Raw genomic sequence first — 15,228 nt, forward strand, 5'->3', positions numbered from 1 at the left:
ATCATACGTTCGAATAACCGCAAATCCAAATCTCACAGAGCATCGTGAAAAACCAGCCCCAGCGTGTGCCGTCGCCCCGACCGAACCACCGAAACCCCATGCCGCACAGGCGAAGCCGACCACCCCCGCGCCGACCGCACCGGCCGATCGCGAGTCGTGAAGACCAGCCCGTGCCCCTGCGGAATCAGCGTCGACGTCCCGCGAGACTGTGCCCGCGGCCGCTGCTCGACGAGCAGGAACTCCCCGCCCGTATGGTCGACGCCAGGCGAGTTGAGGTTGATCACGACCTGCAGCGGAAACACCTTGTCCCCATACAGATCCCGATGCAATGCGTTCCAGTCACCCTCGCCGTACCGCAGCAGGATCGGCGTCGGCCGCTTCTGCCCCGCCCGATGGCAAATCTCCAGCCACTCGTCCAGGGTCTCCGGCCACTCCGCAGATCGCCCAAGCTTGGCGTACCAATCCCGAGCGATCGGCAGCAGCCGCGGATACAGCAACTGCCGCAACCGAGACACCGCCTCAGGGAACGGCCGGTCAAAATACCGGTACTGCCCTTCCCCGAACCGATGCCGAGCCATGTCGATCGTCGCCCGGAACCGCTGTACGTCGTCGTACAGCCCAGCGATCCCCGCGGCCTCATCAGGCGTCAGCAACTCCGGCAGAAGGGCGCACCCGAGATCGTTCACCGACGCCGCAACACTGTCCCAATCGGCGTCGGCTACTCGTCGCTCGTACTTGTCCATACCTGTGGAACGGCCAGCACCACAGGTCTGTGAGGGCTACCCCGGGTAGTAGACCCCGCCCGCACCCCAAACGGACGGCAGCACCAGCAGGCTGCCGTAGTGATGCATGGCGATCCCAGCGAACGAAGACTGGCCGGCCTCCGCCGCGTACACCTTGTCCAGCTCCGCCTCCATGTACGTGCGCCCCTCCTCATAGAAGGTCACGGACTCAGGATCACCAGTACCGGACAGATCCTTGGACTCCACCCCGATCACCACCGACTGCGGTTTGCCATACGCGATCTCATGCGAGGCGCGCGAGATGATCCCGCTGGCGGTCTCGGTGTAGTCCATCAAAGCGACGTAATCCGTCAGATCCTGCACGTGATCGCTCAGCGGAGCAGTCTTCCCGCGCCACGTGATCGCCGTACAACAGTCCGAGCTGTCGAACCAGAACGGAATCGCCGGCCCAACCAGCAGCTGCTGACCGGACGCGTCCCGCAGCTGCATGAACGAGGCGAGCAGATCAAGCCACTGCGCCGGCAGCGTCGTCCCGGGCTCCTTCCACTGCGGCAGCAGGTACGGCTCGATGTCAACATTCACCCCGTCGAAGCGCGCATCCGCACCGACCGCAAGGTTGTAGTCCAGCACCTTCGTAAATTCCGCCACCGCCCGATCCCGGTACTGCGGCAACGCACCCAGGTACGGCGGAACGGTGCCACCCGCGATCACCGCCTGCACGTGATACCCACGTCCACGCGCCCACCGGACGAACGCCGCCACCTGACTCCGCGAGTCACGCAACATGTCCTGACCGCCGTACGCCGCGACGCCCACGTACAACGTCCGCAAGGGATCCGACCCGAAGGTCGACGTATCGTCCATCACCCGACCGAGCTTGTCGCGCGCAGCCTGGTCAAAGACCGCCGGATACGAGTTCTGCTCCCACAACCACATCGCGCGATCCTGGCTGTACAGCTGCTGCGCAGGCTTCACCGCCCCGCCCACCGACACGTACGTACTACCCGACACCCCGATCCGCCCAGCAACGTCGACGGCTCGTGCCTCCAGCCCGGCGAACCCCTGCGAGGCATCGAGCTGCACCCGATAGCGCCCACCCGGCCCAGGCACGTGTACGGCGCTCCGCCACGCCCCACCGTTGACGCGCACCTCGACCCGCCGCAGCGGACGGGCTGACCCACTGACCTGGACCACGGCCTCAAATGCCCCAGCGAGCGCCGCACCCATCGCCGGCGAGATGACCGCGACCACCGGTTTCGCCGCGCCCGGATTGTGCAACGTCACCGAGGTGAACGCCGACCACTGGTTGTACAGCGTCTGCAGATTCCTCCCGTAGGCAGCGAGCCCGACCGTCCCGTCCACGTCGCTGAGATCGACGGTCGCACTCCAAGTCCCGGTCGCGGCGTCCATCGTCACCGGCACGGTCCGCTCCGCGTCCACCACCAACTGGATGTCCGACATCTGGCTGTAGTGCCCACGGACCGTCAAAACCCGAGCGCTGTCGACGGGCGAGTCGATAGTCACCGTCGGCGCAGAGCTGTCGGCGACAGCCGGCGTCATCGGACCAACAGCGAGCAGCAGCGCGAGCGCGACAACGAGGCGCTTCACACCTGCTCCAGCACCGTGATCGGCGCCAGCATGGTCGCGTCGTCAAGCGGTGCCCGCCCACTCGACAGCATCTCCAGAAAGACCTTCAGCCCAGGTACGACGTAGTCCGCGCCGAGCTCCAGATCGCGACTCGCGAGCCCGGTCCGCCCGACGACCTCAGCGTGGAAGGGCACCCGCCCATCGTCCGTAGGCTTCACCAACTGCAGTGTGACCAGTACGCCGTTACTCCGGTACCGCACGACCACCGTCGACCCGACCCGCGAGACCTCAACCGGACCGGGTTCACCAGGCGCCAGCCGTTGCGCGAGGTCGGCCGCATGGATGCCGTAGAAGAAGATCCCGCTGTACTCACTGTCCGGATCCGCCGGCCCGGTCACGGTGACGGTCTGGATCTCGCCGACCTCCGCCGAAGCCAGCACGTCCGCATCCGCAACCCACCGCACCGCCGAGTACGACGTCACAGGGGTGCCGCTGCGCTGCGCCGCCTCGAGAATCGCGCGCGCATCCGCCGTACCGGCAGCCAGTGGCTTGTCGACCCACACCGGGATCCCGGCGTCGAGGAACGGTACGGCGTGCTCGCGGTGTTGGGCGCCGTCGCGGTTGGTGACGATCAGCGCATCGACGCTGCCGATCAGTTCCGCCGACGTCGGCGCGAGCTTGGTGATGCCACCGGCGGCGGCGAGTTTGCGGTTGCGTTCGTCGTCAGCGCCGACCAACGCGACAATGCGTGCGGTGTCGGCGATGGGGTCGACGTTCAGGTGGTCGATGATGTGGTCGGCGTGACTGTTCTCGGTGCCGACCAGGGCGACGCGCAGCGGCATGGGTCAGTCCTCTTCCAGTTCGACAGGACGCCCTTCCCGGGCGGATTCGTAGACGGCGAGCACGGTGGCCAGCGATCGGCGACCGGCTTCCAGCGATACGGCGGGTTCGCGGCCGTCCTGAACGGCGGCGATGAAATCCCGGTACTGCGCGAGGTGCGCGAGCTCGGTGGGGCCCCAGTCGGCCGGCCCGTCCAGCACCGGCGCCTCAGGTTGAGAGGCCTCGGCCGCCGCGAAGTACGCGAGCTGATCGTCGTCGAGGACGGCCGTCCCTTGATCACCGTGGATCGTCAGCCGCACCGGACGGCCCGGGTACGCCGCCGTGCTCGCGAGCATCAGCCCGATCGCCCCGCTCTCGAAGAGGATCGAGGCGCCGGCGAGGTCCTCGACCTCGATACCTTCGTGCGCGAGCCGGCCGGTCTGCGCACTGACCTGGACCGGGCGGCCGAGCATCCACACCAGCAGGTCGAGCGCGTGGATGCCCTGGTTCATGAGGGCGCCGCCGCCGTCGATCGCGAGCGTGCCGCGCCAGTCGTCGCCGTCGTAGTACGACTGCGGACGGAAGAACGCCGACTCGGCGATCCCCGAGGTGACGCGGCCGAGGGCGCCGGTGTCGATCGCGGTCCGGATCTGGGTGACCGGTGGCTGGAAGCGGCGCTGACTGATCACGGCGACGGTCCGGCCGGTCTCGCACTGCGCAGCGATCAGGCGGTCCGCGGCGGCGAGCGTGATGTCGACGGGCTTCTCGACGATCACGTGCTTCCCGGCGTGCAGGGCTTCGATCGCGTTGTCCGCGTGCAGCGCGCTCGGCAGACAGATCGCGACGGCGTCGATCTCCTCGGCGGCGTACGCCTCGGCCGCGCTGGCGTACGCGCGGCCGCCGTACTGCTCGACGATCTTGCCGGCCCGGTCCAGGCTCTGGTCCACGACGGCGACCAGCGTGGCGTCATTTCCGAGGGTGTCGATGAGGCGAGCGTGCACGGTGCCGATCGCGCCGGCACCGATCAGGGCGAAACGCATAGGACCTCTCTCAGGTTGTCGTCCAGGCGAGCGGTACGCCGCCGGTCTCGGCGGACTGCTGCGCGAGCAGCGCGAGCCGGGTGGCCAGCAGGCCGCGTTCGGTGGTGATGTCCGGTTCGTTGCCTGCAGCAAGCGCCTGCAGGGGCAGCTCGGCGGGCCGGAAGCCTTCCGGCAGCGGTACGTCATGCGGCGCTAGCTCGGTCGTGGTGAGTACGAGTCGTTGACGCGCCCAGAGCAGCTCGGCCGTTCCCTTGGTGCCGACGAGTTTCATCCGGTAGTCCCCGTGCACCGGCGACCCAGCGGGATTCATCCAGTCCACCGCGGCGGAGATGACGGTGCCGGCACCGGTCAGACTCGCGACGCCGTACGAGCTGTCGGCGATCGCGCCACTGACGGATCCGCTGGTCAGCCCGGTGAAGAGCAGCGCGGCATCGATGTCGTGGACGGCGAGATCGTTCAGCAGACCGCCGTACTGCGTCCGTTCGAAGAACCAGTCGGGTCGGGTCGGGCGGTTGAGCTTGTGGGGGCCGGACGACGTCACGCCGTGGATCGTGCCGAGCAGGCCCGAGCGCACGATCTCCAGCGCGGCGAGGGTGACGGGGTAGTACCGCTTCTCGAGCAGCAGCGTGACGTGCCGACCGGTACGTCGAGAGGCCTCCGCGATCGCGTCGAGGTCTTCGAGCGTCGTACACAGCGGCTTGTCGGCGATCACGTGGCAACCCGCCTCGAGGGCGTCCACGACGACCCGGCCGCGGTCGCCGTAGATCCCGGCCACCATCACCACATCGGGCGCGACCTCACGCAGCATCTCCTGGTGGTCGGTGAACACCTTCGCGTCGTACGGCGTCGCCCAGCGCTGCGCGGTCGCCCGGTCCGGGTCCGCCACCGCGACCAGCTGGTACTCCGCGACGTGGTCGACCTCGGCGGTCGCGTAGGCCACGTGCGGATGGGCGGCGCCGGCGATGGCGATGCGAGTCATGGGTTCGATTCCAGCATGCAACCGGTTGCACGTCAACGCTCTACGCGCGCCGGAGCGGTCGTCGCGCGGATCACCAGGTGGGTGGCGATCGTGACGCACTCGGCGTCCGGGTCGCTGGTCTCCAGGAGCTGGACGAGGAGCTTCGCGGCCGCCGTACCAGCGGTCGCGGCGCCGGCCGAGACGCTGGTCAAGGCCGGTGTGGTGAGCGCGGCGAGGGTGTCGTCGCAGCCGACCAGGCTGAAGTCCGATGGCACCGAGATCCCGCGCAGCTCGAGCCCGGCCAGCACGCCCTGCGATACCACGTCGTCGAACGCGATCGCCGCGGTCGCGCCGGACCGGACGACCGCCGACACCGAATCCCGCCCGGCGGCGTAACTCGGCCGGCCGACCTCGATGACGTCGACCGTCAGCCCGGCCGCCGAGGAGGTCTGCGTCAACACCTGCCGGCGCTGCTGGTCCGACCACGAATCGCGGGGCCCCGCGAGGTAGGCCAGTCGCTGGTGACCGAGCTTCTTCAGCAGCATCACGGCCTCCGTCATGCCGCCCGACGAGTCGATCAGCACCCGGGAGATGCCGTCCAGATCACGGTTCACGAGGACGACCGGACGCGTCCCGGCGAGCTCGCGGACGAATTCCTCGGACAGCCGCGGCGACGCCAGCACGAAGCCCTCGACCTGGGGCGCCAGCCGGGCGATCAGCTTGGCCTCGCGCTCCGCGGACTCGTCGGAGTCCCCGAGGAAGACGGCCAGGTCGGCGGTCTCCGCGGCCAGTTGCAGGCTCCGGACCAGTGGCGGGAAGAACGGGTTCGCGATGTCCGGGACGACGACCGCGATGTTCCCGAACCGTCCGGTCGACAGCGCGCGGGCGGCCTGGTTGCCGACGTACCCGAGCCGGGCCGCGACCTCGCGGACGTGGTCGACGGTCTCCGGGCTGAGCAGCTGCGGGCGGGTGAAGGCGCGCGACACCGTCGACCGGGAGACCTGGGCGGCGGCCGCGATGTCGCCGATGGTGACCCCCGGCGGCCGGCTCGTACGTGACGACATGCGACCACGATACGGCCTGCGTGCAACCGGTTGCAGTCCTCGGACCGTCCACGCTCTGAGATTTAGAAAAGTAAGTCGATCTAATTAGTACCTTTTGACCACGGACCGTCACCCCCGAGAGAAGGACGAGATGACCGAACCCAGCTGGTCGTTCGAGACCAGGCAGATCCACGCCGGCCAGACCTCCGACCTGACCACCAAGGCCAGGGCGCTGCCGATCTACCAGACCACGTCGTACACCTTCGACAGCACCGACCACGCCGCGAGCCTGTTCGGCCTGCAGGAGTTCGGCAACATCTACACCCGGATCCAGAACCCGACCCAGGACGCCGTCGAGCAACGGATTGCGAGCCTGGAGGGCGGGACCGCGGCGCTGCTGCTCGCCTCCGGCCAGTCCGCCGAGACGCTCGCTCTGCTGAACCTGGCCGAGGCCGGCGACCACATCGTCAGCAGCCCGAGCCTGTACGGCGGAACGTACAACCTGTTCCACTACACGTTCCCGAAGCTCGGTATCGAGGTCTCGTTCGTCGAGGACCCGAACGACGTGCAGTCCTGGCAGGCCGCCGTCCGGCCGAACACCAAGGCGTTCTTCGCCGAGACGATCGCGAACCCGAAGAGCGAGATCCTCGACATCGCGGCCGTCGCGGAGGTCGCGCACGCCGCCGGGGTCCCGCTGGTCGTCGACAACACCGTCGCCACGCCGTACCTGATCCGGCCGATCGAGCACGGCGCGGACGTGGTGGTGCACTCGGCGACGAAGTACCTCGGCGGCCACGGTACGGCGATCGCGGGCGTGATCGTGGACTCGGGCAGGTTCGACTACGCGGCCGACCCGGAGCGCTTCCCGGGCTTCAACAACCCGGACCCGAGCTACCACGGGCTCACCTACGCGCGGGATCTCGGCGTCGGCTCGGACCTGGGCAATCTGGCGTACATCCTGAAGGCCCGGGTGCAGTGGCTGCGGGACCTCGGTCCGGCGGCGTCGCCGTTCAACGCGTTCCTGATCGCGCAGGGCCTGGAGACGCTGTCGCTGCGGATCGAGCGGCACGTCGACAACGCGCAGAAGGTCGCGCGGTGGCTGGAGCAGCGTGACGGGGTGGACTCCGTCGCGTACGCGAGCCTGCCGTCGTCGCCGTGGCACGATCTCGCGCAGAAGTACGCGCCGCGCGGTGCGGGTGCGGTGGTCGCGTTCGAGATCAAGGGTGGCGTCGACGCGGGCAAGCGGTTCGTGGACGCGCTCCGGCTGCACAGTCACGTCGCGAACATCGGCGACGTACGGTCGCTGGTCATTCACCCGGCCTCGACGACGCACAGTCAGCTGTCGGCGGAGGATCAGCTCGCGTCCGGCGTGACGCCCGGGCTCGTCCGGCTGGCGGTCGGCATCGAGCACATCGACGACATCCTGGCCGATCTCGAGGTCGGGTTCGCGGCAGCCAAGGCCTGAGGCGTGAAACAGTTCGCCGCGGTCGGGGACCTGCCGCTGGAAAGCGGTACGTGGCTCCCCGGCGTCCGGATCGCCTACGAGACCTGGGGCCGGCTGAACGCTGCCCGGGACAACGCCGTCCTGATCTGCCACGCGCTCACCGGTGATGCGCACGTGGTGGGTCCGGCCGGTCCCGGGCAGCCGACACCGGGGTGGTGGGACGGGCTGACCGGATACCTCGACCCGGCGGACTGGTACGTCGTCGCCGCGAACGTGCTCGGTGGCTGTCAGGGGACCACCGGGCCGGCCACGAAGGCTTCGGACGGTCGAGCCTGGGGGAGTCGCTTCCCCGCGCTCACCGTCCGGGACCAGGTGGCCGCCGAGGGTGCGCTGACCGATGCCTTGGGGATCGACCGGTGGGCAGCGGTGATCGGCGGATCGATGGGCGGGATGCGCGCCCTGGAATGGCCGCTGATGTACCCGGACCGCGTCAGTACGGCGATTGTGCTCGCCTCCACCGGCGCCGCCTCGGCCGAGCAGATCGCCTGGTGCGCACCGCAGCTCGCGGCGATCACCTCCGACCCCGACTGGCAGGGCGGCGACTACTACGGCACCGGCCGCACACCCACCGCGGGCCTCGGCATCGCCCGCCGGATCGCGCACATCACCTACCGCTCGGAGTACGAACTGGCCGCCCGCTTCGGCCGCGATCCCCAGCTCGGCGAGGACCCCGCGTCCGGCGGCCGGTACGCGGTCGAGTCCTATCTGGACCACCACGCCGCCAAACTCACCCGCCGCTTCGACCCCGGCTCGTACGTCGTCCTCACCCGAGCCATGAACTCCCACGACATCACCCGCGACCGCGGCGATCTGGCGACCACGCTCGGCCGGCTGAAGTCGCGCCTGGTCGTGGCCGCCGTCGACTCGGACCGCCTCTACCCACCCGCCCAGTCCGAAGCTCTGGCCTTCGCCGCTGGCATCCCGCTGCACACCATCACATCGCCGTACGGCCACGACGGCTTCCTGATCGAACTCGACCAGGTCGGAGCATTGATCACTTCAGTACTTCGAAGCGGAAGTTCAACGCTTCGGCGGTGAGGACCTTCAGCCTCGTCGGCTCCACCCCGGGACTGTCGTAGAAGCGGATGCCTTCGCCCAGCAGCACCGGAGCGATGTGCAGGACGATCTCGTCGACCAGTCCCGCATCCAATGACAACCGCGGTACGGCGCCGCCGGTGACCACGAGGTTCTTGCCGCCGGCGTCCGCCAGCCCGTCGGCCACCACGTCGCGGATGTCGCCGGAGACGTACTTGAACTCGGGGATCGGGTTGGTCGCCGGGTCCTTGTGCGTGTAGATCAGGATCGGTCCGGTCCAGGCGCCGCCGTACGGGCGGTTCTCGCCGACCTGCTCGACGCGTTTGCCGCCGCACAGGAAAGCGCCGGTGGTGGCGATCACCTCCGCGCCGAGTCCGGACGGGCCGCCGTCCGCGAGGAACATCCAGTCGACGGCGTCGTCGCGGTCCGCGATGAAGCCGTCGAGGGACATCGTCATGTGCCAGATCACCTTGCCGGTCATGTGTCCACCGTGCCCGGCACGGATCCATGCGTCCAATGCCAATCCGGCCGCGAACACATCGATAGCATCGATACATGCTCGATCTCGTCCGGCTGCGAGTGCTGGCCGCGGTCGCCGCGCACGGTTCGGTCACCGCGGCGGCCGCAGCGCTGCACTACACCCAGCCCACCGTCAGCCATCACCTCGCTCGCCTGGAGGCCGCGACCGGCGCGAAGCTGCTGCAGAAGGCCGGCCGCGGCATCCGCCTCACCCCTGAAGGAGAGGTACTGGCTCGCCGCGCCGCCGAGATCATCGGCCGCGTCGACGCGGCCGATGCCGAGCTTGCTGCGCTGGTCGGCCTGCGATCCGGCCGGGTCCGGGTCGGCGCCTTCAGCTCGGCTCTCAGCGTGCTCGTCCCACCCGCCGCCGCCGAACTCCGCCGCGCGCACCCGAACCTCGAGCTCGAGCTCACCGACGTCCACCCCCGGATCGCCACCCAGCAGCTCCGCGCCGGCGACCTCGACCTCGCGATCGTGTTCCGGTACGACGACGCGCAGCCCGACGACGGTCTGCGCTACACCCACCTTCGCGACGACCCGGTGCACCTGCTCAGCCGCCGTACCGGGGAGACGCTCACCGACCACCGGGACTCGGACTGGATCGCGGGCTGCGTGAACTGCCGGCGTGAGCTGCTAGACCACTGCGCGGACGCCGGATTCACCCCGCGGATCGCGTTCACCAGCGACGACATCATCGTCAAACAGGCCTTCGTCGCGGCCGGTCTCGGCGTCACGACCATGCCCGCGCTGGCGCTCCGGTCGCATCTCGCCGAAGGGGTCCGGACCAGTGTGGTGCCGATCGTCCGCCGGATCCACCTCGCGACGTACGGCGAACCTCCCGATCCACCGGCCACGGCCGCCTTCATTGCAGCCCTGAAACGAGTAACACTGGGGTAGCGGGGCCACTGCGACTCCGGTTGGAGGTCCCTGCGATGGGGCACTGGGTGACCATGGTGGACGTCGAACTGCGGTATGTGCGGATCTGGCGCGCTGCCGTCGGCCTGCTGGTCGCGATCGGGGTGATCACCTCCTTGGTGTTCGTGTCACCGGCGACGAATCTGGCGGCCTTCCTGGTCGCCGGACTGACGGTCGGGGCCGTCTGCCTGAGTGTCGGGCTCGGGCGTGACCTGCCGTCCGGGGATCTGGTCTATCTGATCCCGCGCTGGGCCGTGCTCGGCGGACTGGGGGTGCTCGCGATCTGCGGGTACGCCGCCGCGGTCGGCGCGCGCACGGTGGCCTTGGTGTTCCTCGTGCTCGGTGTCTCCCCGCCCGTCATCGGCTGGCTGCGTTCCGGGCGCGCCGGCCGGCCCCCGCGGCGGCCGCCCCGCCGGCGCCGGCCCATCAAGTTGCCCAAGGCATCGAATCGGCAGCTGGCCAAAGTCCGGTCCGACTGCCGTCCCGTGGCGGACTGGCCGATGCCGAAGTACCTGGCTGCCGTGGTGCGGAACGTCAGTGAGTTGAGCGACGCCGAGCTCTGCCTGGCGTGGCGCCGCAGTTTCACCCAGCTCCAACGGGCCTTGGCGCCCGACCGGCGGCAGGCCATGGTCGACGTACGGCGTGCCTACCTGGACGAACTGGAGCGCCGGCATCCCGACTCGTTCGTGACCTGGCTCGCCTCCAACCCGCGGGCCGCCGGGGACCCGGCGCGCTTCTTCACTCACCGCGCCGACCACTGAGGTCGCGGAGTTCGGCCCCGATCAGCTCCACCGCGTGCCGCCCTGCCGACAGGACGCCGGGGAAGTTCAGGAACGCGTGCATGGTGTCGGCGTACTCGACCAATCGTGTCGGTACGCCGTCCTGCGCGAGGCGATCCGCATAGGTCAGGGCATCGTCGCGCAACGAGTCCCGGCCGGCCGCGAGTACGAGAGTCGGCGGCAGACCGGCAAGCGTGCTCGCGCGCAGCGGTACGGCGGTGGGCGGCGCATCGTCCGTCGGGAAGTACCACTCGTGCCAGTCCTCGTCCGGATGCAGATCCAGCGTCGGATAGCAGAGGATCTGCCGGTCCGGGAGCGGAGTGCCGTCGTCACGCGCGAGCAGACAGGCGCCCGCGGCCAGCGCGGCACCGGCGCTCTGCCCGCCCACCACGATCCGTCCGTCACCGTTCAGCTCGTGAACGTGCTCACGGATCCACGCGAGCGTGTCGCGGACGTCGTGAAGCCCCGCGGGAAAGGGGTCCTCGGGCGCCAGCCGGTAGTTCAGCGACACCACCGTGACGTCGGCGGCGACGGCGATCCCGGAGGTCGCGTACTCGATGTCACGCAGGTGCCCGCCGACGAAGCCACCACCGTGCAGCCAGAGCACGATCGGCCGGGGTTCCTTCGACATCCGGTAAGTGCGTGCTTCCAATGACCGACCCGGCAGGTCGACGGTGAAGTCCTCGACGGTCGCTCGCCGATCACACGCACTCGCCAGCTCCGGATCGGGCAGATCCTCGCGGTCCAGCAGGAGCGCCTGATAGGCGTCCAGCGTCGGGTCCACCGGCTGGTTGGCGAGGTGCTTCAGCAGCGCGTCGGTTTCCGGCCCGTACGTCGGGCTGTCGATGAGCTCGGCCCTCACGCGGAGACCGGCTGCAGATGACGGGCGGCGTGCGCGAACAGGAACCCGTCCGGCGTCGTCGACACGTACTCGGCCAAGGCCCCGATCCCGCCGTCGAACCCGGCCCCCGTCGACGGGTCCGTCCACGTCTGGTCGTCGTACTGCTCGAGCTCGGCCACCAGCGCGGCGCCGACGCTGCGGAACCGGTGCAGCAGCAGCTCGGACGGGATGAGCCGTCCGGCGTCGACGCCCCCGCGGTTGAGCGCACGACCGATCTCGGCCGTCTCCCACCGCGGATCGAGGCTCCAGTGCAGGCGGCCCGCCTTGGCGTCCCGCAGTACGGCGAGGGTGATCTCGTCCCACATCAGGACGTGCGCGACGAGGTCGTGCAGCGAGTCGCAGAAGTCGCCGAGCGGTCCGGCGCTGACGTCGTACGGCGCTCGCAGCTCGTCCTCACGCTGTCCTTCGACCCGGCTCAGCAACAGCTGCTGGTCCGTCCGGATCATCTCGGCGGCCTGCGCCGGTGTGGTTGTCGGTGTTCGCATGCCGACAATCAATCAGCCCCGCACGCTCGGCCCGGGCGGATTGCGCGAAGTCCTCAATCCACCGCGGCTACTCCAGCCCGAGCTCGGTGAGAACCTCGAGTGCCGGGCGATGCGGGGGAGCCGCCGCGACCAGGCCGCGGATGCACCCGGTCATCACCATCCGGAAGTACGCGTCCGAGCTGATCGGCGGAAGTGCCTGGTGGGCGGCGCTCAAGAGTTCGTCAGTGGCGAGCAGTGCGTAGACCTTCTCGAGTTCGCGACGGTGCGGACCTTCGAAGTACGGGCGATGCCGTTCCTCGGCGGCCGACAGGTTGATCGCCAGCGACGCGACCGTGCCGGACATCAGGACCGCGCTCGCCGGGCTGTACCCGCGCCGGCCGAGCGCCTCGATCGCCTCCCGCTGCAGCCGGACGCCCGACTCGCCCCGCGGGAACAGCCCCTGCATGTACGCCGCCAGTCCCGGGTGACCGACGACGAACGTGTGGATCTGCCCGGCGAACGACAACAGGTGCGCCTCGACGTCGTGGTCCGGGTCGTCGACGACGTGCAGCTCCCGCAGGACCGCCTCACCGACCAGCGCCTCGAGTCCGAGTTTGCCGTCGACGTGCCGGTACAGCGCGGTCGGTGAGACGCCGAGCGCGGTCGCGACGCCGTTCACCGTCAGGTTCGGCAGGCCGAGCCGCAGACCCTCCCGCTCGATGTCCGCGACGGTGATCTGTGCCTGGCGGCCGCCGGTCTTCCGGCGGGGCGGATGCGCTGTCACAAGTCTCCTCTGGCGGGGCTGACCCCAAAGTTATGCTACTAACTTAGATCGACACCGTCACTGACGGTGAATGTTCTGTCCCTTAACTCCTCAGAGATCCAGGAGATCATGGTGAGCGCACCTCGCCCCACCCGGCGCAACATTTTGAAGGCCGCCGGCGGGCTGACCGTTGCGGCCGGCCTCGGCGCCGGCACCATTCTGGCCACCTCGGTCGCCGCATCCGCGGCGGACGACGGATTCGGCCTGCACATCAAAGACCGGAACGAAGACGATCCGCGGATGAAGTACTTCCGCTTCGAGACCGGCGAGATCGGCTGGGCCCCGGCCGTCAACGTGCTGGTACCCAGTGACTACGCCACCAGCGGCCGCACCTATCCGGTGCTGTACCTGCTGCACGGCGGCAACCAGGACTTCATCGAGTTCGACCGGCTCGGTATCCGGGAGTGGACCGCCGGCAAGCCGATCATCGTGGTGATGCCGGACGGCGGCAAGGCCGGCTGGTACTCCAACCCGGTCAGCAGCAACAGCGGCCCGCGGAACTGGGAGAACTTCCACCTGAACCAGCTCGTGCCGTGGGTGGACGCCAACTTCCGCACGCACGCCGAGGCCGCCGGCCGCGCCGTCTCGGGCTTCTCGATGGGCGGCTTCGGCGCGCTCAAGTACACCGCGAAGTACTTCGGGCACTTCGCCTCCGTCAGCTCGCACTCGGGCCCGGCCAGCGTCCGTCGCGACGCGGGCCTGGTCGTGCACTGGGCGAACGTGTCCTCGGCGGCCGTCGACCTGGCCGGCGGCACCATCTACGGCGCGCCGGCGTGGGACGAGAAGCGCGTCACCGCCGACAACCCGATGGAGAACCTCGAGCGCTACCGCGGCAAGCGCATCTTCCTGGTCGCCGGGACCAGCCCGAGCCCCGACCCGTTCGACTACGCCAACGAGACCCAGGTCCTGGCCGGCCACCGCGAGTTCAAGGCCGCTCTGGACAAGGCCAACATCGCCTACACCGCCCACGAGGACCCGGGCGGCCACATGGTCCGCCCGAACCGCATGATCGAGGACCTCGACGGCATCATCGCCCACCTCAAGAAGGCCTGACCCAACCTTGGGGAGGATCGTGTACCCACATCGGGCACAGGATCCTCCCCGAGCCGGCATCAGGTACGGCGTCGGCGTCGGCGTACCTGATCCACGACGATGAGGGCCGCACCGATCGCGCCAGGTATGAAGAACGCCGCGAGCGCCGACGCCGCGGGCTTCAGGAACACATCGGCCGTGTGCCGCCGACCGACGAAGTACGTCGCTTCGCCCGTGCACGCCACCTCGACGGTCTGCGCCGGCACCTTGTCGACCGAGTGCGCGACCACGTAGTACAGGTCCCCGGCGTCGTCCCACTGCTCGTGGCGGGCCGGCGGTTTCAGGTCGATCGCGGTGCCCCGCGCGTCGTGCGCCGTACAGCTCTGGGCGGCGTTCTTGGTGGTGGAGAAGATCGTCAGTCCGACACCGTCGATCGCGATCGGCCGGCCGTCGATGCGGGTGGGGGAGCCCGGGATCGCGCCGGTGAGTTGCTGGATGAAGTACATGGCGACGAGTAGGCCGGCCGCGACGAATGCGGCGCCGACGTACGTCAGCACCGGGCGGGAGGTGCGCATTCAGTCCTCTGCGAGGCGTTGGAGAAGAGTGATCAGGGTCTGTTGCTCGCGGTCGTTCAGGCGGGTCAGTTGACTGACCATCACGTCGCGGCGCTTCTCCCGGAGGTTCGCGAGGATCTTGCGGCCGTCCGGCGTGAGGTCCACCAGTGTCGCCCGCCGGTCATGGGGATCTGGTTGTCGGGCCACCAGTCCGGCCGCTTCAAGGTCGTCGACGACCGAGGTGGCCGAGCGGGGCACGATGCCGAGCCGGGACGCGAGCTCGCTCAGGCGGAGTGTCTGTTCGGCGTTGTCCAAGGTCCGCAGTACCCGGAACTGCCCGTGCGTGACGCTGTCGCCGAATCCTTCCCGGGACGCCCGCCGCTGCCGCCGGACGATCCGATCCAGCAAGCCGGCGATCTGCTCCGCGGCGTCGTCAGGCGCATTCATGTGCAGAGCCTAGTGGGCCGCTCGCGGGCGCGGGGGAACAAACGAACATGTTGTGAGGTTGACTC

Annotated in this window: 17 protein-coding genes; 5 read left to right on the forward strand and 12 right to left on the reverse strand. The window is 69.2% G+C overall.

The features are described 5' to 3' along the window. Positions 1-32: 32 nt before the first annotated feature. The 6 genes from ACWGID_RS07025 to ACWGID_RS07050 are packed head-to-tail and all read right to left on the reverse strand — an operon-like array spanning position 33 to position 6,211. Positions 33-743, reverse strand: a complete 711-nt coding sequence (locus tag ACWGID_RS07025; RefSeq protein ID WP_452195246.1) for a 2OG-Fe(II) oxygenase — start codon at positions 741-743, stop codon at positions 33-35. Positions 744-779: 36 nt separating this feature from the next. Then, the gene (locus tag ACWGID_RS07030; protein ID WP_452195248.1) at positions 780-2,351 is read right to left on the reverse strand and encodes a hypothetical protein; all 1,572 of its coding nucleotides are present in this window, start codon (positions 2,349-2,351) and stop codon (positions 780-782) included. Further along, positions 2,348-3,172, reverse strand: a complete 825-nt coding sequence (locus ACWGID_RS07035; protein ID WP_452195249.1) for a Gfo/Idh/MocA family protein — start codon at positions 3,170-3,172, stop codon at positions 2,348-2,350. The genes ACWGID_RS07030 and ACWGID_RS07035 overlap by 4 nt, the downstream gene beginning before the upstream one ends. Before the next feature lie 3 nt (positions 3,173-3,175). After that, positions 3,176-4,189: a Gfo/Idh/MocA family protein gene (locus ACWGID_RS07040; protein ID WP_452195251.1), complete on the reverse strand. Its 1,014-nt coding sequence runs from the start codon at positions 4,187-4,189 to the stop codon at positions 3,176-3,178. A 10-nt stretch (positions 4,190-4,199) separates the two neighbouring features. Next, the gene (locus ACWGID_RS07045; protein ID WP_452195253.1) at positions 4,200-5,168 is read right to left on the reverse strand and encodes a Gfo/Idh/MocA family protein; all 969 of its coding nucleotides are present in this window, start codon (positions 5,166-5,168) and stop codon (positions 4,200-4,202) included. Positions 5,169-5,200: 32 nt separating this feature from the next. Further along, on the reverse strand, positions 5,201-6,211 hold the full coding sequence (locus tag ACWGID_RS07050) for a LacI family DNA-binding transcriptional regulator (protein ID WP_452195255.1): 1,011 nt from the start codon (positions 6,209-6,211) through the stop codon (positions 5,201-5,203). 130 nt (positions 6,212-6,341) lie between these two features. Between ACWGID_RS07050 and ACWGID_RS07055 the strand changes: the two genes are divergently transcribed. Beyond that, positions 6,342-7,655 carry a bifunctional o-acetylhomoserine/o-acetylserine sulfhydrylase gene (locus ACWGID_RS07055; RefSeq protein ID WP_452195257.1) on the forward strand — a complete coding sequence of 438 codons (1,314 nt, stop codon included), beginning with the start codon at positions 6,342-6,344 and terminating at the stop codon, positions 7,653-7,655. A 3-nt stretch (positions 7,656-7,658) separates the two neighbouring features. Beyond that, positions 7,659-8,732 carry a homoserine O-acetyltransferase MetX gene (metX, locus tag ACWGID_RS07060; protein ID WP_452195259.1) on the forward strand — a complete coding sequence of 358 codons (1,074 nt, stop codon included), beginning with the start codon at positions 7,659-7,661 and terminating at the stop codon, positions 8,730-8,732. Here the strand turns inward: metX and ACWGID_RS07065 are convergent. Next, positions 8,689-9,210 carry a dihydrofolate reductase family protein gene (locus ACWGID_RS07065; protein WP_452195261.1) on the reverse strand — a complete coding sequence of 174 codons (522 nt, stop codon included), beginning with the start codon at positions 9,208-9,210 and terminating at the stop codon, positions 8,689-8,691. The genes metX and ACWGID_RS07065 overlap by 44 nt on opposite strands. Before the next feature lie 74 nt (positions 9,211-9,284). Here ACWGID_RS07065 and ACWGID_RS07070 point away from each other — a divergent pair, with 74 nt between their 5' ends. Then, positions 9,285-10,145 (forward strand): LysR family transcriptional regulator, encoded by an 861-nt coding sequence (locus ACWGID_RS07070; RefSeq protein ID WP_452195263.1) that lies wholly within the window; start codon positions 9,285-9,287, stop codon positions 10,143-10,145. 35 nt (positions 10,146-10,180) lie between these two features. After that, positions 10,181-10,924, forward strand: coding sequence for a hypothetical protein (locus ACWGID_RS07075; RefSeq protein WP_452195265.1), 744 nt, complete (start codon positions 10,181-10,183; stop codon positions 10,922-10,924). Here the strand turns inward: ACWGID_RS07075 and ACWGID_RS07080 are convergent. The 3 genes from ACWGID_RS07080 to ACWGID_RS07090 form a co-directional block, all read right to left on the reverse strand. Next, entirely contained in the window at positions 10,902-11,804 is a 903-nt protein-coding gene (locus ACWGID_RS07080; protein ID WP_452195267.1) for an alpha/beta hydrolase, read from the reverse strand. The two genes, ACWGID_RS07075 and ACWGID_RS07080, sit on opposite strands and share 23 nt — an antisense overlap. Then, on the reverse strand, positions 11,801-12,328 hold the full coding sequence (locus ACWGID_RS07085; RefSeq protein WP_452195269.1) for a maleylpyruvate isomerase N-terminal domain-containing protein: 528 nt from the start codon (positions 12,326-12,328) through the stop codon (positions 11,801-11,803). The genes ACWGID_RS07080 and ACWGID_RS07085 overlap by 4 nt, the downstream gene beginning before the upstream one ends. A gap of 67 nt (positions 12,329-12,395) precedes the next feature. Beyond that, positions 12,396-13,091 carry a TetR/AcrR family transcriptional regulator gene (locus ACWGID_RS07090; protein ID WP_452195271.1) on the reverse strand — a complete coding sequence of 232 codons (696 nt, stop codon included), beginning with the start codon at positions 13,089-13,091 and terminating at the stop codon, positions 12,396-12,398. A 108-nt stretch (positions 13,092-13,199) separates the two neighbouring features. Here ACWGID_RS07090 and ACWGID_RS07095 point away from each other — a divergent pair, with 108 nt between their 5' ends. Continuing rightward, positions 13,200-14,183, forward strand: coding sequence for an alpha/beta hydrolase (locus tag ACWGID_RS07095; protein ID WP_452195273.1), 984 nt, complete (start codon positions 13,200-13,202; stop codon positions 14,181-14,183). 59 nt (positions 14,184-14,242) lie between these two features. Here the strand turns inward: ACWGID_RS07095 and ACWGID_RS07100 are convergent, their stop codons facing one another. Together ACWGID_RS07100 and ACWGID_RS07105 are read right to left on the reverse strand one after the other, a co-directional pair. After that, positions 14,243-14,737, reverse strand: coding sequence for a hypothetical protein (locus ACWGID_RS07100; protein WP_452195274.1), 495 nt, complete (start codon positions 14,735-14,737; stop codon positions 14,243-14,245). After that, complete coding sequence (locus ACWGID_RS07105) at positions 14,738-15,163, reverse strand: MarR family winged helix-turn-helix transcriptional regulator (protein WP_452195276.1); 426 nt, start codon at positions 15,161-15,163, stop codon at positions 14,738-14,740. Positions 15,164-15,228 lie beyond the last annotated feature (65 nt).

The organism is Kribbella sp. NPDC054772, assembly GCF_053611945.1.